Here is a 22,169-nt window from a genome sequence, read left to right on the forward strand (position 1 = left end):
TCCTACAAACAATTCCATATTTTTAAGTTTTATTAAATATTTCATTTTTATCCTGCTGCAACGATGACAAAAACTAGGGAGAGTCGTTGTGCAACATGGATCTTCTTCGCGCCTACGTGCCATTTTTAATGTAACCAGCGGTAATTTTCTCGAACAATACGATTTCTTTTTGTTTGGTTTATATGCCAAAGCCATTGGTGAGACTTTTTTCCATTCTGACAGTAGCTATGCCGCGTTGATGAAGACTTTCTTGATCTTCGCAGTGAGTTTTCTGATTCGCCCGATTGGTGCTTTAGTTTTAGGCCCTTATGTCGATCGGATTGGTCGTCGTAAAGGTTTGATGGTCACGTTAAGTATTATGGCGGTGGGTTCATTGCTTATTGCTCTGACACCTGGCTATGCCACGATTGGCTTCGCTGCAACTGCGCTGATTTTTATTGGACGTTTAGCACAAGGTTTTTCAGCAGGTGTCGAACTTGGCGGTGTCTCGGTGTATTTATCTGAAATTGCAGAACCGCATAACCGTGGTTTTATGACCAGTTGGCAATCTGCCAGCCAACAAGTTGCGGTTATTTTTGCAGCAACATTGGGCTATGTCGTGAGTCTCGCCTTTACCAAAGCGCAAGTGGATGCTTGGGCATGGCGCATTCCATTTTTTGTAGGTTGTGCCATTATTCCTTTTATTTTCTGGTTACGAAAATCGTTACAGGAAACCGAAGCTTTTGCATCACGCAAGGAACATCCAACCACTCGCCAAATTCTGTCTACATTGGCAGCCAACTGGAAAATCGTGTTGATTGGAATGTCGATGGTCGCAACCACCACGACCATGTTCTATTTTATTACGGTTTACACCCCGACTTACGGTAAAGAAGTTTTGCATCTGACGACCGCAGAAAGTTTGATTGCAACCGTGATGGTCGGTGCGAGCAATTTTATTTTATTGCCAATTGGCGGTTATTTATCTGATAAATTTGGACGTAAACCGCTGTTGATTACGACCACCACCCTGATTTTTATCACGGCTTATCCACTTCTCAGTTGGTTAACGCAAAATATTAGTCTAAGCCATATGCTGATGGCATTGTTGTGGTTGTCGCTACTGTATAGTTTCTATAATGGTGCGCTGGTGGTGTCACTGACTGAAATGATGCCAAGCTCGGTACGTATTGCAGGATTTTCGGTGGCTTATAGTTTGGCAACGTCTGTGTTTGGTGGCTTGACGCCGATGATTGCGACGTATCTGGTGGAACAAAGTGGCAGCAAAAGTATGCCTGCTTTTTGGCTGATGTTTGCTGCAATTGTGAGCCTGATTGCAACATTGATTGTGTTCCGTCAACGTCAGTCACAAACGACTCAACCGCCAAAAATTAAGGCACAACTGGCATCCACTTCATCACATTAATTCACTGAAAACCTCTGACTTGAAGATATCATTCAAGTCAGAGGCCAGATACAAAAACTGATTTCTTTAATCAGCCTGAAGTTGTTTTAAAATCGTTTTCAGTACCTGAATACGTGCCGTGTATTTATCGTCAGTTGCCACAATCGTCCACGGTGCAAATTCGGTACTGGTTCGCTCAAACATATCTGCGGCAGCATTTAAGTATTCATTCCACTTACTGCGATTGCGCCAGTCATCTTCGGTAATCTTAAAGCGTTTATGCGGGGTTTTTTCTCGGGCATGAAAACGTTGTTCTTGCTCATCTTTACTGATCGATAACCAAAATTTAATAATAACCGTTTGACTATCAATTAAATCTTTCTCAAAACGATTAATTTCATCATACGCACGTTGCCATTCTAACTCACTGGCAAAACCTTCTACACGTTCCACCAAAACCCGACCATACCAACTTCGGTCAAAAATACGAATATCACTACAATGATCCAGCTTTGTCCAAAAACGCCATAAATACGGATGACGCAACTCGTATTTTTCTGGCGCGCTAATGGTAAAAATATCGTACTCACGCGGATCAAGCCGTTTAATAATCCGCTTGATCGAGCCACCCTTCCCTGCAGCATCCATCCCTTCAAAGACAATCACGACCTTACGCTCATCGTAACGCATTGCTTCAGCGACACGGCGGCTCAGTTTTTTGAGTTTTTTCTTATATTTTGCCTTTTCCATCTGTTCTGCATCAGGATGCAGCAGTTCATGTGGAATTAAGGCCTGTGGCCAATGTTCCTGCCCCTGTGTGGGATGCTCCGGTAAATCCTTCATTGCCTGTAAGATCGACTGTGCAAAGCTTTGATCACGAACTTCTGGCTCTTCACCATCAATGATGATCCAATCTTGTGTAAAACGTTGTCGCAACTTTTGCAAATTGTCATATTGCTTTTTATTACGCCAATCTAAACCGTGCAATTTATGCCATTGACGCTCAGAAGCATCGATATGATCTAAACGTTTTTGGAGTGATTTCCACGACAAATCGAACCAGACTTTGATCACATCAACCTGATTATTTTTTAGATCTTGTTCAAAGGCTCGCATGTTTTCTGCGTAGGCATCAAACAGGGTTTCATCCAATGGTTTAGAGACATGCATCGCCGTGGTTAATAAATCACTATACCAATTGCCAAACATCACCGCAATTTGACCTTCACGCGGAATAAAATTGACATAAGGCTGCCAAAATGCCTGATCATTTGACAACATATTCGGCGGATCTGCTTTGACTTTTAAATATCTTGGATCGACCCATTCTCTGAGTTGTTTAACGGACTCACCTTTTCCTGCCAGCTCTATTCCACTGACCAGTACCAACACACTTTTAGCATTTTTTTGGCCCCAGCTATTTTTTAAAGTGTATTGAGCTTCGATCAGATCGATAGATAAACGATGTTCATCAATTAACTCACAATGTGCTTGTTGTTCACTCATGATCTATACATTTTTTTGCTTATTTTTTTGAGTATAACCAAATGTTCGGGCAGCTTGAGGCAAATGCATGTACTATTTATGTCAATTGATCATCTATTGAATCGGACTGACTTCGAATTCACTATTTTAATATGGAAACGTCATAGCGCTCTTGATTCAAGCCTTTTATGCTTTTGATAAACTGATTATTTTGAGTTATTTGAATGTCCAAACTTGCTCCTTTTGACAACTTACTTCAACAGTATAATGCCTTTGAATATCATCACGACCCCGTATTATTAAAGCGTTTAAATGATGCCCAGCACTGGCTTAAAGAGCGGATAAAACACACGCATCAAGCACATTTTGATCAGCCTAAAAATCAGTTGATGGCGCAGTATTTTCTTAATTGTTTATATGGTGGCCCAGATTTTGATCCACTGGCGTTACAAATTGAACGTCTACTTAAATATGCCCACAAAGCAGAAAAACTGTTACCAGACAATGCCATAAAAACGGGAACTAAATCCGTCAGTCTAGCTGTACTCGCCATGCAACTGGATGAGCAAATTGCCATTCAATTACTTAAAGATTATCCAGCAGATGCACCAATCACAGACGAAATGATGCGCCAGACGCTGGTCAAACTGGATCAAAAAGAGCAACGTTTGATCCAGCTACAACTTCTGGATGACTTGGGTGAGGCCCTCGATAAATATATGCGGTCACTGATGATGTATGCTGCTTTTAAAATGTGTAAAGGCGCAGCACATAAATATCAGTTTGACTTGATGTATGAGTTTATTCAGGAAGGTTTTGTTGCCATGAAACCGCTTAAATCCGCAGAACAATTTATTAAAACCTTTAGTGCAGTTGAACGTGATATTATCGAGAAAGTGCATTCGGATCATCCCGATCCTTTTCGCTAATTTCTGATCTGCATGCGCTGCTAAAAGAGGCATGAAATGCCTTATTTTTATCATTTTCGGTATAGTATTAATTACGATTGTATGATGATGACTGTAAAACCATACTAAACTCTGTCATCATGCAGATAGCCATAATCACTTTATAATGTGTTTAAATTTAGGAGCGACAAGATGTCTAACGAAAATCAAAAGCCCACTTTTTCAACTGAGCAGGCATCGCGTTCAGACAACAACAATCCTTTCCTAAATGAACCACTTCCGCAAGGTACAGCGCAAGGTCAGCAACAATCATTACAACAAGGTTTTACTGATTCGCAAAGCCATCATGTCCCGAAATACAACCTCCCGCGTGGTGCAGGTCGGACAGGTAACGTCGGTGAAACTACCCACTTCGGCTATCAAACCGTAAGCTCCGAAGACAAAGCACAGAAAGTGGCAGAAGTGTTCCATTCGGTTGCCAGCAAATACGACATCATGAATGACCTGATGTCATTTGGTATCCATCGCCTCTGGAAACGCTTTGCCATCAATATGTCTGGCGTTCGTCGCGGTCAACAGGTATTAGATATTGCAGGCGGTACAGGTGACCTCGCCAAAGTCTTTAGTCGTGAAGTTGGGCCACAGGGGCATGTGGTATTATCTGATATTAATGAATCGATGCTGAATGTGGGTCGTGACCGCTTACTCGATGCAGGTTGTACCAATGTCGATTTTGTACTGGCAAATGCTGAAACATTAGAACCTTTTGCAGATGAAAGTTTTGATCTGGTGACGATTAGTTTTGGGTTACGCAATGTCACGGATAAAGATGCCGCACTTGAAGCAATGTATCGCGTCCTAAAACCAGGCGGTCGATTACTGATCCTTGAATTTTCAAAACCTGTATTTGAACCTTTTTCAAAACTATACGATTTATATTCATTTACTGCATTGCCGATCATGGGCAAACTGGTAGCAAACGATTCGGAAAGCTATAAATATCTGGCTGAGTCCATTCGTATGCACCCTGACCAACGTACACTTAAAGGCATGATGGAAAAAGCGGGCTTCCAAAGCTGCGACTATCATAATTTAACAGGTGGTATCGTTGCGGTACATCGTGGTTTTAAACTTTAAAGGTCAATGATTATGTGGTCGATTCTTGCGCTCGGTGCAGTCGAACGCGGTATTCATCATTTTATTAATCTGGATGCCATTACCCGCATCCAGTTGAATCAACTACAGGGGCAATTGCTGCGAGTCGTGATCGATAGTCCGCAGCTTTCGGTTGATGTTTTTTTTGATGATAATAAAGTTCGCCTTGAGCCTACTGTGACAGGTCATAGCTCAGCACCATCTATATTTGAAACGCGTCCTTTTGATGAACAAGTCAGGATCAGCGAAGCCACCGCCACACTACATGTTAAAAATGTGGTGGAATTACTCAAGCTTTTAGTCGGCGATGCTGATCAAATTGGGAATATCCCTCTGACAGGTGACTACCATCTGTTACAGGATATTCAACGCATTATGCAGCAAGCTGAACCAGATCTGGCAGCCCATTTAAGTCCGTGGATTGGTCCAACCTTGGCGCATGAATTGGCTAAAATCAGTCTGGTGCCGAAACAGATGAAACGGAGTCTGCAAAGTCATCTCTTTTTTGCAGAAGATGCCATTAAAGAAGACAGCGGTCTTTTTGCACCCCGTTGGCAAATGGATGATCTGAATCAGTCCACACGGCAGCTTAATCAGGAAATTGATCGCCTTGAAGCCAGACTGCAACAGCTTAACTCTCAATTTAATAGAACAAACGATTAGGTAATATCCCATTATGATTCCGCACGTTACACGGTTATTCGAACTTTGGCGCATTGCAGCACATTATCGACTTGACACCCTGTTCCCTGCGGAAGAATTACCCCCAAAAGCTCGGCATGCTTTGGCTTTGATTCGCTTACACCCAGCTGCTTGGTCGAGTCGTGAACGAAAAAATCCGTTGAAGCTCAAACAAGCGCTTGAAGATATGGGGCCCTTGGCGATTAAATTAGGACAGTTATTGTCCACACGCCGTGACCTGATTCCACCTGAAGTCTTATCGCAACTGGTTTTATTGCAAGATCAGGTCAAACCTTTCGATGCACAAGTCGCCAAACAACGTATTCAGGAATCGTTAAAAGCTGATGTAAATACTTTATTTGCACGTTTTGATGAGCAACCTTTAGCTGCTGCTTCAATTGCCCAAGTCCATACCGCGGCTTTGCATGATGGTCGTGAAGTGGTGGTTAAAGTCACACGTCCTGATATTCGTGTACAAATTTTACAAGACTTTGAAATCATTACCTGGTTAGGTCAATGGTTAGAAAGTCGTTTAGAAGCCGCTCGTGCCTTACATTTGACTGAAATTATTCAGGATTATCGCCAGATCATTTTAAATGAACTAGATTTAACCATTGAGGCTGATAATACCCGTCGTATGCGCCATTATTTTACGGGTTCTAGCATGATGTATGTGCCAGAAGTCTATATGGACAGTAAAGATGTCATGGTCGCAGAGCGAATTACCGGTGTGCCTATTTCAGATACTGCCACTTTTGATCGTTTAGGCATGGATCGCGCTGAACTGGCAGAAAAAGGCTTGATTATCTTTTTTACCCAAGTCTTTCGTGATAATTTTTTCCATGCCGATATGCATCCCGGCAATGTCTTTGTCGAAACTATCAATCCTGTTTCACCGCGTTATATTGCACTGGACTGTGCGATTATGGGCGAACTCTCCAAACAGGATCAGATGACCGTTGCACGGATGTTGCTGGCGGTCATGAATAATAATTTCATGCAACTGATTCAGATTGTGCATCAGGCAGGATGGATTCCACCAGGAACCGATCAGGATGCATTGGCTCGAGAAATGCGTCGTACCGTTGGGCCAATGGTGTCAAAGCCGATGGATCAACTGGATTTCGCTGGCATTTTATTGCAGGTCATGGATATTGCCCGACGCTTTCGTTTGGAAATTCCACCACAATTGATGTTGCTCCTGAAAACACTGGTGCATGTCGAAGGATTGGGAACAGATCTTTACCCTCAATTAGATATTTGGAACCTGGCAAAGCCGATTTTGACCGAATGGGTCAAATCCAATATGAATCCTGTCAAAAACATGAAAGAAATTGGTCAGCAAATTCCAGATTTAATACTGGGTGCGCATGACTTACCGACTCTACTTATTGACAGTTTAAACGGTTTAAAAAATCAATCTGCATGGCATGATCGTCAAGTTCGGGAAATTCAACAATTGCGTATGCAGATTCAACAGCAACAGCAGCGTAGTTGGATATTTGGCAGTATCATATTGATATTACTAACTATCGCCATTATTTCACCGTGGTATATTTCCATTGTCTTGATTGCGATGACTGCGCTATTCGCGGTTTGGCGTATTATTAAATAACTGGTATTAAAGATGGGGAAGCTATATTTTTCCTCATCTATTTTCAAAATAAAAGATCGATAATAATGAAAAAAATCAAGAATATTGCTATTATTGGTGCAGGAACCGCAGGTCTGGCCACCGCGATTCTATTGGCTCGCCAAGACATTGATGTCACTTTATTTGAAAAAGTTGAGCGTCTACAACCTGTAGGTGCGGGGCTATTATTGCAACCTGCTGGATTGGCAGTTTTTGAGCATTTGGGAATTTTACCAGACACCTTAAAACTCGGAGCAATCGTCACAGGTCTGGAAGGTCGACTGGCTAATCAACGCTTACTGGTCAATAGTCATTATCATGAAGTCGATCCACAACATTATGGTATCGGGATTCATCGCGCAACCTTGTGTCATTTACTGAGTTCAAAATTACAAGACTATGCAGCATCTGTAACTTGGAAAATGGCACATGATATTCATCGCTTACAAGAACATCAGCAGGGCGTCACAATTTTCGGTCAGCATCTTGGACTACCCTTTGAGAGTAACTTCGATGCAGTCATCATTGCCAATGGTGCACGTAGTCATTTACGCCCTACGTCTTGGGTAAAAGTCGATAAGCCTTATCCGTGGGGTGCGGTGTGGAGTATCGTTCCTGAATGCCAAACCTTAGATCCACAAATTTTGCATCAATTTTATGACCATTCACAAATCATGATGGGCATATTGCCTACAGGCGCAATTCCACAAGCTCCGACTCAACGTCTTTCGAGCGTATTTTGGAGTTTGCCAGCTCAGCAATTACAACTCTTTTTAGATAATCCCGATAAACATGAATTTTTGCTTCAGCAAATTTCTCCTCGCTGGAAACCTGTTGCTGACTGGCTTGAACAAGTCATGCAGAAACAAGACAGTTTACAATGGTTATCTGCTCAATATCGCGATGTAGTGATGACAAAATTTGGACAAGGTCGTATAGGGGTCATTGGTGATGCCGCGCATGCGATGAGCCCTCAACTAGGACAAGGCGCCAATATGGCCTTATTGGATGCGTGGGCACTAGGACAAGCCATGCAACAATTTCCAGATCAGCAAGTCGATTGGACCATGTTCTGGCAGCATTATCATCAGTTACGTTATTCTTCCACTCAATTTTATCAAATGTTAAGTCGGCTACTCACGCCCTTCTATCAATCTGATTCAACTTGGGCAGGTTCGTTCCGAGATGTGAGTTTTTATTGGATGTACCAAATTCCTTATTTACGTAAACAAATGGCACTGACTATTTCGGGCTTAAAAACCTCTCCGCTACAGCATATGAATTATGCGGAAATTGCGCAATCGCAGTCTCAATCATCTATTTTAAGTCAAAACTAAATTTAGAACTGGTTAAGGCTCAACGCTTCCCATCATAAAAAAGATGAGTTTTTTTCCGAAATGATCAACAGATGCCGTACACTATAGAGTGCGATGAATAACCGCAAATGAACTTATTTAATCCATAATTCTGGTGAATCTTTATGAACAACGTGCAATGGCTCGATGAAGTAAAATTTAACGAACAAGGTCTTATTCCAGCCATCGCACAGCATCATCTAACCGGCCGTATTTTGATGGTGGCTTGGATGAATCGTGAATCATTTGCTCTAACCGCAGAAAAACAACAAGCGGTTTATTTCTCACGTTCTCGTCAAAAACTCTGGCACAAAGGCGAAGAGTCAGGTCATTTTCAAACCGTGTATGAAATTCGTCTGGACTGTGATGGTGATGTGATTGTATTGCAAGTGGAACAGCATGGTGGAATCGCTTGTCATACAGGTCGAGAGTCTTGTTTTTATCGTAAACTCACACCGCAAGGTTGGGAAATTGTCGATGCGCAACTGAAAGATCCGACAGCCATTTATGGTGCCTCTGCCAAAACTGAAGCGCATGATCATGGCACCCGACAAGAACAGGTCGATGTCTTGGCGCATTTGGGACAATTGATGCAACAGCGCAAACAAGCAGATGCTGATAGTTCTTATGTTGCAAGTCTATATAAAAAGGGCTTGAATAAAATTTTGGAAAAAGTCGGCGAAGAAAGCGTTGAAACGATCATTGCTGCCAAAGATTATGCCGTTCAACCGACACAGGAACATTTAAATGATCTGATTTATGAAACTGCCGATTTATGGTTCCATAGTATCGTCATGCTCGGTCATTTTGATCTCGATCCCAAACTGGTACTGGAGGAATTGGCACGTCGTCAGGGACTCTCAGGTCTGGTTGAAAAAGCTAATCGTACGCAAGGATAATTATTGACTGTGTCTAATTTTGAGAAACCCAAAGCGACGTATGAACAGGCAACAGCTATCGATAATGCGCGTCTGGGCGAATCTTTTAAAGTTATCGCGTATGCAGGCACAGGTAAGACCACCACATTACAATTGATTAGTGATGCCATGCCTCAGCGGCGTGGTATGTATCTGGCATTTAATAAAGCCATTGCCAGTGAAGCACAACAGAAATTTCATCGTAACGTTGACTGTCGTACTTTTCACTCTTTAGCCTTCCGTAGTGTTCCACGTGGTGTCACCGATAAGTTACGCTTACCCCGTTTAAGCCCAAGTTTTATGGCGAAAGATTATCGCTTGGAACCTGTGACCCTGCGCCGTATGATGGGCGGACGATATGAAAAATATGTATTGATGCCCAGCCGTCTGGCCAGTTTGGTCGCCAATGCGGTCAGTTATTTTTGCTCGACCAGTTCGCAATACCCCGCGCCACGTCATATTCAAGCGCCCAGTTGGCTACATCCTGATGATATTGAAAGCCTGCAAAAACACCTCTATCCCGCAGTGGAACGACGTTGGCTAGAATCGATTGACCAAAATCATCAGGCAGGAATTGGGCATGATATTTACCTGAAACTCTGGGCACTCTCTGAACCGAATATTCCAGCCGATTATGTATTGTTTGATGAAGCACAGGATGCCGATCCACTCATGCTCGGGATACTGCTTAGACAACGTAGCACACAAGTGATTTATGTCGGTGATGCACATCAGCAAATTTATGCTTGGCGCGGTGCAGTCAATGCCATGCAGCAACTACCACTGCCCGAATCACGCTTAACTACGTCCTTTCGTTTTGGTGAACAAATCGCCGATGTCGCCAACTATTTATTAAGTGGTTTGGATGAAACAGTTCCCTTGTTAGGCAATCCAAATCTCAACTCAAAAGTCGTCAATAAACCCCATACCAAACAACGTGATGCCATTCTTTGTCGTACTAATGCCCGTGCAATGGAACTACTACTGGCAGGTCTGGTACATGGCGATAAAGTCAGTTTGCAAGCCGATCATAATAAACTCAATCGTTTTGTCGATGCTGCAAGTCTATTAAAACAAGGCAAACGCGTAACCGATGTGCCAGAACTGGCTTGGTTTAATTCATGGCATGATGTGCATGAATATTGTGAAACCAACGATGGTAGTGATATTAAACCATTGGTCAAACTGGTCGATGATCATGGTACGGATCCTTTAAAACGTGCATTGGCAAAAATCACGCCTATTGAGCAAGCAGATTATGTGATTTCCACTGCGCATAAAGCCAAAGGTCTGGAATGGGATCGGGTGCACCTGGAAGATGATTATCAGTTTAAAATCAATGGATTGGAACATAAAATAAGTGATGAAGAACTGAGACTGCTTTACGTAGCCTGTACACGTGCTAAAGTAAGTTTAAATATTCATCATATTTATGACCTTGTTCAGCAGCTCAAACTGCAAGCACCGCAAAGTTTACGCAAATCCGTAGCGGTCTAAAACATCGCGTTCCAACTCTGGTGAGCATATGAAACTTGAATCTATTCGTCTTAAACATACAGGCTTGTTTAGTAATTTACAGGTTCAATTTCTTTATCCACATAAACCCATCACCCTCATTTTAGGTGAACAGGCGACGGGTAAAACCACACTCCTTAAACACATTTACCAAGCCTTGAGCTGGTTTCCAGCACGATTAAAAGATAGTCGTACGGCGGGTGTGGTCATGCTAGATCAGGATATTTTAAATTCAAGAATCCAATCCAGAATAGAGCTGAGTGTTAAAATTCCAACCGAAATCGGACAACTTCCAGAAGGCAGTCAATCTCAGGAAAGTGATGCCTCAATCTGTACATGGAAACTTTATAAAACCCTGAATAGTCAGGGAATTGGCATCAGTCAGGCAGAAACACAACAACTGGAAGAATTAACGGCTCTATATCAAAAAGCTATTAAACAGGATCCTTTACAAGGTCTACCGTGTATTGCCTACTATCCATCTGACCGATTTATCAATGAAATCAATTTACTCAGTAAAAATATTCCTGCGGTATTTCAGGCTTCTTCCGCCTATGATGTCGCGGCAATTCCATTTACCACCTTTGCCCGTTTCTTTGAGTGGTTCCGCGAAATCAGTGATATCGAAAATGCTCAAAGTGCACAGTTGCTACAACATATTTTAGATAAATTTAATGCGCAGAGTTTGCAACATCTGGAACAGGAAATTTTTCAGACGCATGCACAGCTCAACTCTCCCAATTTGCAGGCATTAAAAAGCAGTCTAAATACTGTTTTCCCTGATATTACCGATATTTATCTACAATATCAGCCGAAACTTCAGCTGATGCTCAGCTATCAAGGACAAAATCTAAGCTATCAACAACTTTCCAACTCCATGAAAACATGGATTGCATTGGTAGGAGATATTGTACGTCGCTTATGCTTGCTGAATCCTTTAAGTCTTTATCCCTGTCTTGAAGGTGAAGGCATTGTACTGATTGATCAGATCGATACCCAACTCGATCAAACTTTATGTCGTGAGATCCTGCCGCGTTTACATCAGGCTTTTCCACGTTTACAACTGATCGTGACTGGAAATCGTGAAGAATTGCTTGAACATGCATTTGATTATCAATGTCTGCGTTTGTCCAATAAGCAAATTTCACCCTTAGTGCTCGAAAATACCCATGATCTCTATGACCATGTTTACCAAAATTTATTTAATCATTCTTCAGAACCTGATTTGAATGATCTAAGTCCGATACTTGCCAATGAACCCGATGTAGATCAGCTGCTTGAATTATTAGCGTATTTAACTGATGCACAAAAACAAGAGATTCTGCAATATTTGCAATCAGATACCAAGCATTTAAATGAATCAAGATTGTCCGAAAAATAAAGGATTTCATAATTTAGGCATCAAATCATTTTTCATGTTATGATTGAAAATAACTATCAATACACTTGAAAGCAAGTGTTCCGAACACATCTTTAAGTGATTGATATTTTGTTATTTTAGTGTAAAAACAGTAAACAGATGCAGGGTTAGCGCTGTATACTTTTTCACACGTATTTTTTGTTTCTTGCAAGTCGCGCAATACAACTTGTTTTTTCTTTTTACCTACATTTATGGTTTTCAGGTGTCAAACTTTTGGAATTCTCCTTGATTTCCTTTACATCCTGAAAAATAAGATTCACGCTTAGGTTCCGACCTAAATCACCACATGGATACGAGTGTGCTACCGATTATTATCTTGCTACCGTTAATATTAGGCACCACCCTTGTTGCATTGCTACAGCGTTTTTCGCGGGAAGCAACGGCTTTAGGGGCAATTGCAGTCAGCTTGACCTGTTTTGGGTTATTGCTGACTGAGGCAAAACAGATTTTTGCTGGTGCAGCCATTTTACAAAGCTGGGACTGGTTACCACAGCTTGGACTGAATTTAAGCTTTCGTCTGGATGCACTTGGACTCTTGTTTAGCCTACTGATTACAGGCATTGGCACCCTCATTTATATTTATGCTTATTATTATTTAAGCCCTCGTAACTCACTTGCCAAGCTCTATATGCTGCTCATGGTTTTCATGACAGCCATGCTCGGAATTTCACTCTCCAATAATTTAATCTTGCTCTTGGTGTTTTGGGAATTAACCAGTATTTCATCTTTTTTACTGGTGGGCTATTGGAGCCATTACGAGGCCGCACAACGTGGTTCTCGAATGGCACTGACCATTACAGGCATGGGCGGTCTAGCCATGCTTGGGGGTTTTATTTTGATTGGGCAAATTACTGGAACCTATCAGATTGATCAACTGGTCAATATGAAAGAGATGATCCAGTCTCATGCCTTATTTGTTCCTGCACTACTTTTAATTTTACTGGGTGCATTTACCAAAAGTGCACAGTTTCCTTTTCATTTTTGGCTTCCCAATGCCATGGCTGCGCCAACGCCTGTATCGGCTTATTTGCATTCCGCCACCATGGTCAAAGCAGGGATTTTTTTACTCGCTCGTCTTGCTCCGATTTTTATAGGGGCGGCGATTTATCATAATATTGTCACTTTTGTCGGTTTATTTACGCTTTGTATGGCGGCTTTTTTTGCCATTTTCAAAGAAGACCTCAAAGGCTTATTGGCCTATTCGACCATTAGCCATCTTGGTTTAATTGTATGCCTATTGGGGATTGGCTCTCCCCTTGCTGTTGCCGCAGCCATTTTCCATATTATCAATCATGCCACATTTAAAGCGGCGCTGTTTATGATTGCAGGCATTGTTGATCATGAAACAGGAACCCGAGATTTACGCAAACTCAGTGGCATTTGGCAACTACTGCCTTTTACTGCCACCCTGACCATGATTACGGCGGCATCGATGGCGGGTGTTCCGCTGACCAATGGCTTTATTTCCAAAGAAATGTTCTTCACAGAATTAGTTTCAAGCCTGAATGGTAGCGCTTTAATTTTCTCGACGATTGTGGCCACACTGGCAGGCATTTTTGCAGTTAGTTATTCATTACGCATGGTGCATGGCGTATTTTTCGATGGTCCCGTCGGTGAGAAAGTTCCCAACAAGGATGCGCACGAGCCCGCTTGGGGAATGCGCCTTCCTGCAACTTTACTCGCCATACTTTGTATTTTAGTGGGCATTATTCCTGCCTTACTAGTTGAAAATATAGTCAATGGGGCAACCCGTGCCAGTCTGGCCATGCCTGAGTTTGCAGGCGTACATCTGGCGATTTGGCATGGTTTCAATTTACCTCTCATCATGAGTCTGATTGCCTTAATCGGTGGCACAGTTTTCTATTTCGCTCTCGCGAAAGATGGACGTATTCGACATATCGATCTTGACCCTTATTTGGGGAATTTTCAGGGCAGAATTTTATTTGATAAATTTTTAAAATATTTGTTGTTGGGCAGCCGTAAAATTAAACGCAGTACTGAAACAGGTTCTTTACAACTTTATCTATTCTTAATCGTACTGTTCAGCATCGCTATAGTCTCAATTCCTTTATTTAATCAAGGTTTGAGCACAGGATCACGTGAACTGACTCATGCGCCGATGATCGCCATTGTGTTATGGCTGATTTTATTCTCAGCCTGCTGGATGATGCTCTGGTTTCACCATGAACGAATTAAAGCCGTGTTGATTAGCGGTGCGATTGGCCTAGTCGTGACCATGATCTTTATTGGATTCTCTGCACCTGATTTGGCGCTGACGCAAATTACCGTCGATGTTGTGACCACTGTTTTATTGCTGATGAGTCTATCATTACTGCCACAACTAACACCGTATGAATCCAGACGCTCCAGACGTTGGCGTGATGCGATGATTGCCATTATCGGTGGTTTAGGTATTGGCTGGATTGCGTGGTTAATATTGACTCGTGATCACAACTCTTTGTCATGGTTCTTTATGCAGCAATCGCTACCTTTAGGCGGCGGCTCCAATGTAGTGAATGTGATTCTGGTCGATTTTCGTGGTTTTGATACCTTTGGGGAAATTACTGTTTTGGGCATTGCGGCTATTGGTGCGCTATGTCTCATGGATGGTATGCGGATTCATGGTACCAGTGTGACGCAAGGTCTCACCTATCGTTTTAATCCATCACCCTTGATGTTACGAACCACAGCCTCATGGGTGTTGCCAATTGCTTTAGTGGTCAGTCTGTATATTTTCTTGCGCGGACATAATTATCCAGGTGGTGGCTTTATTGCAGGTCTAGTAACCTCGATGGCGCTGATTATTCAGTATATTGCACAAGGTCAAGATCAAGCTGAACAGATGCTAAAAGCCAAGTCAGGACGTTTATATGAGCTCTGGATTGGGATTGGCTTGCTCATTGCTGGTCTGTCAGGCATGGCTGCATGGTATTGGTCACGTCCTTTCTTAACCAGTGCACACATCTATGTCGATATTCCAGTGATAGGAAAAGCACACCTTGCTTCAGCGGCACTGTTTGATGTCGGGGTCTATGTCACGGTGGTAGGTGCAACCATGCTGTTAATTTCGGTACTTGGTGATTCACGTCATTCGTCCATGTCTGGCCCTGTTCCACGTGAAGGAGATACGTCATGATTAGTCTGGAGTTCCTACTTGCTTCCGCGATTGGCCTACTTGTCGCGTCGGGGATCTATTTAATTTTACGTGCCAGAACTTTTCCTGTGGTACTGGGGCTTGCCATGATTGGCTATGCAGTCAATCTGTTTTTATTTGCAATGGGACGCATTCAGATGAATGCACCTGCGATTTTGACCGAAACGGTTAAAACGACCGATCCTTTGCCACAAGCTTTAGTCTTAACAGCGATTGTCATTGGTTTTGCCACAACAGCATTTATCGTACAGCTTGCAATTCGTAGTCGTTATGAATCAGGTACAGATCATGTGGATTCCAAAGAAGACCCAGCCCTAAACTATGACCCGCGTGAGGATGAACCTTGATGATTGACTTTATCAATTTCTGGAACATGCACGCACCTATTTTTAGTATTCTGATTCCTGCGTTTACTGCTTTTATTCTTATCATTTTAGGCAATCCCGGTTATGGTGCTTTAGAAACTGATCGTCGGCAACCGTGGCGCAGAGCCATCAGTCTCATTTCTGTTTTATTGGGTCTTGCCACCGCAATCAGTTATTTTTTGATTGCCCATACCGGTCAAATTACAGTTTATCAACTGGGTGAATGGTCTGCGCCATTTGGCATTGTATTAGTACTCGATCAACTTTCTGCTTTTATGTTGCTCTTAACCTATGTACTGGCCGTTCCTGTACTCTGGTTTGCGAGCAAGGAATGGGATACCCGCGGCCGTTATTTCCATGCCATGTTTCATTTTCTACTCATGGGAATTTGCGGTGCCTTTTTAACTGGTGATTTATTTAACCTGTTTGTATTCTTTGAAGTGTTATTGATGGCTTCCTATGTGTTGCTACTACATACACAAGGCAAAGCGCGTTTTCAGTTAGGCATTCATTACGTCACCATCAATTTACTGGCTTCAGCGATTTTTTTGATCGGTCTGGGTATGATTTATGGCAGTGTGGGTAGCCTCAACATGGCTGATGTATCACGCCTATTGCCGACACTTGAGCCTGACCAACACAAACTCGCGATTGCAGGCGGGATGTTGTTATTTGTCGTCTTCGGCATCAAAGCTGCAATCTTGCCTGTGGGTTTATGGTTACCCAAAACCTATGCTGTTGCCACAACACCTGTTGCTGCTATTTTTACCATCATGACCAAAGTCGGTATTTACGCGATCTTAAGGGTAAATGGCACTGTCTTTGATGATGTATTGGCGCAGAATATTTTAAAACATTGGCTGTTGATCATTGGTTTAGTCACTTCGTTATATGGTGTGATTGGAGCAATTGGGGCAGACCGTTTACGCCGCTTCGTCGGTTTTATGGTGCTGTCATCCATCGGGACAATCATCATTGCAATTTCCATGTTCAATACGCAAGCATGGGCCGCCGCATTATATTATTTAGTCCATAGCACCCTGATAGCCGCTGCGTTTTATCTACTCTGTGGCTGGATTACGTCACAACGTGGCAGTTTCAAGGATCATCTCAAAGTTGCGCCAAGAATGAAACAGGGCAAAACTGTAGCGATGGTTTATTTTATTATTGCCATGATGATGGCAGGTTTACCTCCCTTTAGTGGTTTTCTCGGTAAAGTTTTTATTTTACAAGCGACCCATGATCAATCTTATCAGGCATGGATGATTGCGATTATCCTGATTGTCAGTTTGCTGAGTATTATCGCCTTAACCCGCGTTGGTTTTGTTTTATTCTGGCGCTCAACTGCACCAGAGGAAAATGAGAAAGAACCTGCTTTTATTGCCTATCAAAAATTACCTGATCATGCCCCTGCCCGTAATGATTTGACTATTTATGCACTTCTAACAGGCTTAATAATTTATGTTATTTGTGCACCTTCGATCTATTCTTATAGCTTAAGTACAGCCGCACAAATTCAGGATCATGCCCTTTATACAAATTCTATTTTGAGCAAAGATCGTTTTGGTCAGGTGATTAGTGTGCAACCTTATGATCCAAGCTATGTGCCTGAAACTAAATACGGCGGTGAAACGATTGATCCATACGCGCATTATATCCCTGATGTCATTTCGGATGATACGCTTGAGGGTGAACACATTTCAGAGTACAAAAAACGTCAAATTGAGCAGGAACAACAGGATCAAGACATCGTACCCAATGAAAGCGAACTCAAACCGATGGAGCCTTAAAAAATGAAAAAAAAGAGTGCTTTACTGGAACGCTGGTTTCCTCATCCGTTGGTTTCAGTCATTGTGGGTTTGAGCTGGATCATGCTGGCACATAGCGTTTCAGCTGACAACATTCTGATTGCCGTTATTCTGGCAATCCTGATTCCTCGTTTGGTACAGCCCTTTATTACCCGTACCCCGCACATTCATTGGAGACAAGCGATTCATCTGTTTTTTGTGGTGCTTTGGGATATTGTTGTTTCCAATATTCGTGTTGCCAAATTGGTCCTTGGGCCTACAGATCGGTTACATCCTAAATGGTATCGTGTACCTTTGGAAACCCAACATGAACAGGTCAATAGTATCTTGGCGATGATTATTACCACCACACCCGGTACAGTGTCTGCGGGCATCGATCAGGAACGTGGCGATATTTTGGTTCATTCACTCAGTACTGACAATGAAGAAATGGATATTCAGGACATCAAATCTCGTTATGAAGCGCCATTGATGGCTATTTTTGATGTAAAAGCTGATAAAGGAGGAGAAGCATGATCATCTTACCTTACGCTTTGGGCATTTGTATGGTCGCCATTACCATTTCAATGTTTCTTTGTCTGATTCGGCTTGTAATCGGTCCATCAATTGTAGATCGATTGCTGGCCTTAGATACTCTATTTCTCAATGCGACCTGTTTGGTCGTCGTTTTGGGGATTTACTGGACCAGTACCAATCTGTTTGAAGGTGCTCTTTTAATTGCCATGCTCGGTTTTGTATCCACCGCAGCGTTGGCACGTTATTTCACTACGGGTCATGTGATCGATTAAGGAGATGCTCATGCAATTGATTATGGAAATTCTAGTTTCATTCTTTCTGTTGGTCGGTGCATTCTTCATGTTAGTCGGTGGCATCGGCATGATTCGACTTCCAGACTTATTTATGCGCCTACATGCGCCGACAAAATCCAGTACACTGGGTTTGGGTAGCTTCTTGTTGGCCTCTATTATTTATTCAGCATTTCATGGGCGATTTGGTTTTTCAGAATTGTTAATTACCTTGCTGGCGTTTATCACTGCACCAGTTTCGGCAAATTTGATGGCACAAGCCGCATTGCATTTACGTTTACGTTCCATGAGTGGTGAAGTCCCTGAAGCCCTCAATCGCCCTTTACCGTGGGATCGTTATTCTTTTTTAAATCGTAGAAGAAATAGCACGCTGGATTCTCATTCAGAGCCACCGAAAGAGTGAAATTTAATATCATAAAAATGCCACCCGAAGGTGGCATTTTTTATGTATTCAGATTTATTGCTCTGAATCATCTTCTTTTTTATGCTCAGGCAAGTCCTGTACTGCTTTTTCAATCAGACCAAACATATAGTTGCCATAGGCATTGGTCTTATCATAATGAAAACGCAAACGCGGTGTAATACGCGTTTTAATACGACGACTTAACTCCTGACGCAAAAATCCAGACGCTTTATTTAAAATATCTAGCGTTTCCTGATGAGCGATTTCATTTTGGTCATCTGCCAGTTCACGTCCCATCACAGTGACATAAACATCTGCGTATCCCAAATCTGGACTCACCTTAACGCCTGAGATGGTCACCAGACCACCCAGACGCGGATCTTTCAACTCTTGACGGATTAACTCTGACAACTCACGTTGTACCGAATCCGCCATGCGTTTCAAGCGTTGTCCACCCGCCATTAAAGACTCCGTTTCACCATTTGAACATCATACACTTCGATCTTATCGAGTGGTTTGATGTCATTATAACCCTTAACCGCAAGACCACATTCCATGCCTGCGCGAACTTCATCTACTACATCTTTATAGCGACGTAACGATTCAAGCTCACCTTGGAAGACCACCACGTCATCACGAAGGACACGGATTGGTTTGTTACGGTGAATGACACCTTCCATCACCATACAGCCCGCAGCAGCACCGAACTTACTTGAACGGAACACTTCACGAACTTGAGCCACACCCAGAATCGTTTCACGATGTTCAGGCGCAAGCTTACCGCTCATCGCATTCTTCACATCATCAATCAATTCATAAATGATGCTGTAGTAACGAATGTCGATACCATCTTGATCGCTCTTTTGACGCGCAGTCGTATCAGCACGGACGTTAAATCCGAGTAATACTGCTTCTGATGATTCAGCCAGTGTGACATCAGATTCAGTGATTGCACCGACACCTGAACTAATCACACGTACTTTCACTTCTTCAGTTGAAAGCTCATCCAAAGCAACGGTCAAGGCTTCTAACGTACCGCGAACATCTGCTTTTAAGATGACATTGACTGCTGGTACATCTTTTTTGCCCATAGAGGCCATAATGTTTTCAAGACGCATCGCACTTTGACGATCAATCCGTTTTTGACGCTCACGGTCTGCACGAGCATCTGCCACTTCACGTGCTTTTTTCTCGTCATTGACAACAAGAACTTCGTCACCTGCCATTGGCGCATCGGGTAAACCTAAAATTTCGACTGGAATCGATGGCCCTGCCGATTTAATTGGTTGACCATTTTCATCCGACATGGCACGTACACGACCATAAGATGAACCTGCAAGAACAAGATCACCAATATTCAATGTACCGTTTTGTACCAGAATCGAAGTCACTGCACCACGACCTTTATCAACACGTGCTTCAATCACCACACCTTGAGCCGCGCCTTCGCTTGATGCTTTCAATTCCATCAATTCAGCTTGAATCAAGATTAAGTCAAGTAATTCATCGATGCCTTGACCCGAGTGTGCCGAAACCATCGCGACTGGAACATCACCGCCCCATTGTTCAGGCACGATCTGCTTGGTGGTTAATTCATTTAATACGCGATCTGGATCTGCCGATTCTTTATCCATCTTGTTGATGGCAACAATAATCGGTGTTCCCGCAGCGCGTGCATGGTCAATGGCTTCTGCTGTTTGTGGCATCACACCATCATCCGCCGCAACCACCAATACCACGATATCCGTTGCTTTCGCACCACGTGAACGCATGGCAGTAAATGCTGCGTGTCCTGGTGTATCAAGGAAAGTAATAATTCCTTTATCGGTCTCAACGTGATATGCACCAATATGTTGAGTAATACCACCTGCTTCGCCTGCTACCACTTTAGAGCGACGGATACGATCCAGTAACGACGTCTTACCGTGGTCAACGTGACCCATGATTGTGACGACTGGAGGACGAGTAGTTTGCTCACCACGTGCTTCTTCAGCAGCGACAAGTAAGTTATCTTCGGCTTGTGTATCAGAAACCAAAACAGGGTTATGTCCCATTTCCTCGACCACGAGTACCGCAGTATCTTGATCAATCGCTTGGTTTTGAGTCACAAGCTCACCCATTTTCATGAGCGTCTTAATCACTTCGCGAACTTTAATCGCCATCTTTTGTGCTAAATCAGCAACAACGATTTTTTCACCAATCTCAACATCATAAATTTGCTTTTTAACAGGTTTTTCAAAACCGTGTTTATTCGCCTGACTGGTTTTTAAGCCGCGCTTATGATGGCTTTTGCTAAAGCTTTGTTCCGCTTGTGCATCACCACCACGACCGCCTTTTTTACCCGCACGTGGATTTGCAGTAGCACCACCACGTTTGATTTCACGGTCTTCTTTATTGAAAGAATCTTCGTATGCTTGACCGACAAGTCCAGCAGCCAAAGGTGAATCATCAATCACACGAATGGTCGTCGTTGCATCATCATTTGAATATTTCGATGCCATTTGACGCATTTGCTCAAGTGTACGCTGTTGTGCTTCTTCAGCTGCTTTACGACGAACTGCTTCTTCAGTTGCTTTCAACTTCGCAGATTCAGCTTCACGCGCTTTTTTCTGTTCAGGCGTTTCTGTTGGTTTTACAACAATCGGCTTAATCGGCTTATTGGTTGAACGACGCTTCACCACAACTTCTGTAGTTGAAGTCTCCGCTTTTACTGTTTCTTTCTTCTGAGCAGCGCGCATTGCATCCAACGTGGCTTGTGCTTTGTTTTCAGCTTTTACTTGAGGCTGCTGCGCAGTTTGCTGGCTTACTTTTTCATCAGTACGCACTTTCGCTTCCGCATCAACACGCGCTTTCGCTTCTGCTGCAATCTGTTCAGGATTTGGCTTGGTAAACGTATGTTTCTTACGAACTTCTACGTTAATCGTTTTTGCCTTACCTGAAGTACTCGCGACTTTCGCTGTACTGGTTGTTTTACGTTTCAACGTGATTTTTCCTGCGCCACCGGCATCCTGACCGTGTACCTTTTTCAAATGGTTCACAAGCGTATCTTGTTGCTCAGTGGTAATAGTGTCATTTGCGTTACGCTGTGGTAGACCTGCTTCACGAACCTGTTCTAGAAGCTTGTCGACAGGACGACCAACTGTTTGAGCCAAGTCTTGAATCGTTTTGTCTGTCATACGC

At 42.8% G+C, this 22,169-nt stretch carries 18 protein-coding genes; 15 read left to right on the forward strand and 3 right to left on the reverse strand.

Features of this window, described 5'->3' with window-relative positions; genetic code table 11:
* Positions 1 to 88 precede the first annotated feature (88 nt).
* Positions 89 to 1,405 carry an MFS transporter gene (gene tcuC / locus F944_RS13540; RefSeq protein ID WP_004991604.1) on the forward strand — a complete coding sequence of 439 codons (1,317 nt, stop codon included), beginning with the start codon at positions 89 to 91 and terminating at the stop codon, positions 1,403 to 1,405.
* A gap of 66 nt (positions 1,406 to 1,471) precedes the next feature.
* Here the strand turns inward: tcuC and pap are convergent, their stop codons facing one another.
* Positions 1,472 to 2,890, reverse strand: coding sequence for a polyphosphate:AMP phosphotransferase (pap, locus tag F944_RS13545; protein WP_004991605.1), 1,419 nt, complete (start codon positions 2,888 to 2,890; stop codon positions 1,472 to 1,474).
* A 203-nt stretch (positions 2,891 to 3,093) separates the two neighbouring features.
* Here pap and F944_RS13550 point away from each other — a divergent pair, with 203 nt between their 5' ends.
* From F944_RS13550 to F944_RS13615, 14 genes are all read left to right on the forward strand, one after another.
* Complete coding sequence (locus F944_RS13550) at positions 3,094 to 3,798, forward strand: DUF8198 family protein (protein WP_004991607.1); 705 nt, start codon at positions 3,094 to 3,096, stop codon at positions 3,796 to 3,798.
* A gap of 171 nt (positions 3,799 to 3,969) precedes the next feature.
* On the forward strand, positions 3,970 to 4,914 hold the full coding sequence (ubiE, locus tag F944_RS13555) for a bifunctional demethylmenaquinone methyltransferase/2-methoxy-6-polyprenyl-1,4-benzoquinol methylase UbiE (protein WP_004991609.1): 945 nt from the start codon (positions 3,970 to 3,972) through the stop codon (positions 4,912 to 4,914).
* 12 nt (positions 4,915 to 4,926) lie between these two features.
* Positions 4,927 to 5,595, forward strand: a complete 669-nt coding sequence (locus tag F944_RS13560) for a ubiquinone biosynthesis accessory factor UbiJ (RefSeq protein ID WP_004991611.1) — start codon at positions 4,927 to 4,929, stop codon at positions 5,593 to 5,595.
* A gap of 13 nt (positions 5,596 to 5,608) precedes the next feature.
* Positions 5,609 to 7,228 carry an ABC1 kinase family protein gene (locus F944_RS13565; RefSeq protein ID WP_004991614.1) on the forward strand — a complete coding sequence of 540 codons (1,620 nt, stop codon included), beginning with the start codon at positions 5,609 to 5,611 and terminating at the stop codon, positions 7,226 to 7,228.
* A gap of 65 nt (positions 7,229 to 7,293) precedes the next feature.
* A complete protein-coding gene (locus F944_RS13570) occupies positions 7,294 to 8,583 on the forward strand; it encodes an FAD-dependent oxidoreductase (protein ID WP_004991621.1) in 1,290 nt (429 codons plus the stop codon).
* 143 nt (positions 8,584 to 8,726) lie between these two features.
* Positions 8,727 to 9,500, forward strand: a complete 774-nt coding sequence (gene hisIE, locus F944_RS13575; RefSeq protein ID WP_004991624.1) for a bifunctional phosphoribosyl-AMP cyclohydrolase/phosphoribosyl-ATP diphosphatase HisIE — start codon at positions 8,727 to 8,729, stop codon at positions 9,498 to 9,500.
* Between the two features lie 9 nt (positions 9,501 to 9,509).
* Complete coding sequence (locus tag F944_RS13580; RefSeq protein ID WP_004991625.1) at positions 9,510 to 11,015, forward strand: UvrD-helicase domain-containing protein; 1,506 nt, start codon at positions 9,510 to 9,512, stop codon at positions 11,013 to 11,015.
* 28 nt (positions 11,016 to 11,043) lie between these two features.
* On the forward strand, positions 11,044 to 12,414 hold the full coding sequence (locus F944_RS13585; protein WP_004991637.1) for an AAA family ATPase: 1,371 nt from the start codon (positions 11,044 to 11,046) through the stop codon (positions 12,412 to 12,414).
* Between the two features lie 325 nt (positions 12,415 to 12,739).
* Positions 12,740 to 15,589 (forward strand): monovalent cation/H+ antiporter subunit A, encoded by a 2,850-nt coding sequence (locus F944_RS13590; protein WP_004991638.1) that lies wholly within the window; start codon positions 12,740 to 12,742, stop codon positions 15,587 to 15,589.
* Complete coding sequence (locus tag F944_RS13595; RefSeq protein ID WP_004991641.1) at positions 15,586 to 15,954, forward strand: Na+/H+ antiporter subunit C; 369 nt, start codon at positions 15,586 to 15,588, stop codon at positions 15,952 to 15,954. The genes F944_RS13590 and F944_RS13595 overlap by 4 nt, the downstream gene beginning before the upstream one ends.
* Positions 15,954 to 17,762, forward strand: coding sequence for a monovalent cation/H+ antiporter subunit D (locus tag F944_RS13600; protein WP_004991642.1), 1,809 nt, complete (start codon positions 15,954 to 15,956; stop codon positions 17,760 to 17,762). Before F944_RS13595 ends, F944_RS13600 begins: the two co-directional genes overlap by 1 nt.
* 3 nt (positions 17,763 to 17,765) lie before the next feature.
* On the forward strand, positions 17,766 to 18,296 hold the full coding sequence (locus F944_RS13605) for a Na+/H+ antiporter subunit E (RefSeq protein ID WP_004991643.1): 531 nt from the start codon (positions 17,766 to 17,768) through the stop codon (positions 18,294 to 18,296).
* Positions 18,293 to 18,568: a monovalent cation/H+ antiporter subunit F gene (locus tag F944_RS13610; RefSeq protein WP_004991646.1), complete on the forward strand. Its 276-nt coding sequence runs from the start codon at positions 18,293 to 18,295 to the stop codon at positions 18,566 to 18,568. Before F944_RS13605 ends, F944_RS13610 begins: the two co-directional genes overlap by 4 nt.
* A 10-nt stretch (positions 18,569 to 18,578) precedes the next feature.
* On the forward strand, positions 18,579 to 18,989 hold the full coding sequence (locus F944_RS13615; protein ID WP_004991649.1) for a Na+/H+ antiporter subunit G: 411 nt from the start codon (positions 18,579 to 18,581) through the stop codon (positions 18,987 to 18,989).
* Between the two features lie 54 nt (positions 18,990 to 19,043).
* On the opposite strand, the gene F944_RS13620 is transcribed toward F944_RS13615, so the two are convergent.
* Both F944_RS13620 and infB read right to left on the reverse strand, forming a co-directional pair.
* Positions 19,044 to 19,451: a ribosome-binding factor A gene (locus F944_RS13620; RefSeq protein ID WP_004991652.1), complete on the reverse strand. Its 408-nt coding sequence runs from the start codon at positions 19,449 to 19,451 to the stop codon at positions 19,044 to 19,046.
* Positions 19,451 to 22,165 (reverse strand): translation initiation factor IF-2, encoded by a 2,715-nt coding sequence (gene infB / locus F944_RS13625; RefSeq protein WP_004991660.1) that lies wholly within the window; start codon positions 22,163 to 22,165, stop codon positions 19,451 to 19,453. The genes F944_RS13620 and infB overlap by 1 nt, the downstream gene beginning before the upstream one ends.
* Positions 22,166 to 22,169: the final 4 nt, after the last annotated feature.

The organism is Acinetobacter ursingii DSM 16037 = CIP 107286, assembly GCF_000368825.1.
Taxonomy (GTDB): Bacteria; Pseudomonadota; Gammaproteobacteria; order Pseudomonadales; family Moraxellaceae; genus Acinetobacter; species Acinetobacter ursingii.

Coding starts and splice junctions, on each gene's coding strand:
- F944_RS13560 (WP_004991611.1), top strand. CDS start 4,927: ATGTGGTCGATTCTTGCGCTCGGTGCAGTCGAACGCGGTATTCATCAT.
- hisIE (WP_004991624.1), top strand. CDS start 8,727: ATGAACAACGTGCAATGGCTCGATGAAGTAAAATTTAACGAACAAGGT.
- infB (WP_004991660.1), bottom strand. CDS start 22,165: ATGACAGACAAAACGATTCAAGACTTGGCTCAAACAGTTGGTCGTCCT.
- pap (WP_004991605.1), bottom strand. CDS start 2,890: ATGAGTGAACAACAAGCACATTGTGAGTTAATTGATGAACATCGTTTA.
- F944_RS13550 (WP_004991607.1), top strand. CDS start 3,094: ATGTCCAAACTTGCTCCTTTTGACAACTTACTTCAACAGTATAATGCC.
- ubiE (WP_004991609.1), top strand. CDS start 3,970: ATGTCTAACGAAAATCAAAAGCCCACTTTTTCAACTGAGCAGGCATCG.
- F944_RS13585 (WP_004991637.1), top strand. CDS start 11,044: ATGAAACTTGAATCTATTCGTCTTAAACATACAGGCTTGTTTAGTAAT.
- F944_RS13565 (WP_004991614.1), top strand. CDS start 5,609: ATGATTCCGCACGTTACACGGTTATTCGAACTTTGGCGCATTGCAGCA.
- F944_RS13610 (WP_004991646.1), top strand. CDS start 18,293: ATGATCATCTTACCTTACGCTTTGGGCATTTGTATGGTCGCCATTACC.
- F944_RS13600 (WP_004991642.1), top strand. CDS start 15,954: ATGATTGACTTTATCAATTTCTGGAACATGCACGCACCTATTTTTAGT.
- F944_RS13570 (WP_004991621.1), top strand. CDS start 7,294: ATGAAAAAAATCAAGAATATTGCTATTATTGGTGCAGGAACCGCAGGT.
- F944_RS13620 (WP_004991652.1), bottom strand. CDS start 19,451: ATGGCGGGTGGACAACGCTTGAAACGCATGGCGGATTCGGTACAACGT.
- F944_RS13605 (WP_004991643.1), top strand. CDS start 17,766: ATGAAAAAAAAGAGTGCTTTACTGGAACGCTGGTTTCCTCATCCGTTG.
- F944_RS13615 (WP_004991649.1), top strand. CDS start 18,579: ATGCAATTGATTATGGAAATTCTAGTTTCATTCTTTCTGTTGGTCGGT.
- F944_RS13595 (WP_004991641.1), top strand. CDS start 15,586: ATGATTAGTCTGGAGTTCCTACTTGCTTCCGCGATTGGCCTACTTGTC.
- F944_RS13590 (WP_004991638.1), top strand. CDS start 12,740: ATGGATACGAGTGTGCTACCGATTATTATCTTGCTACCGTTAATATTA.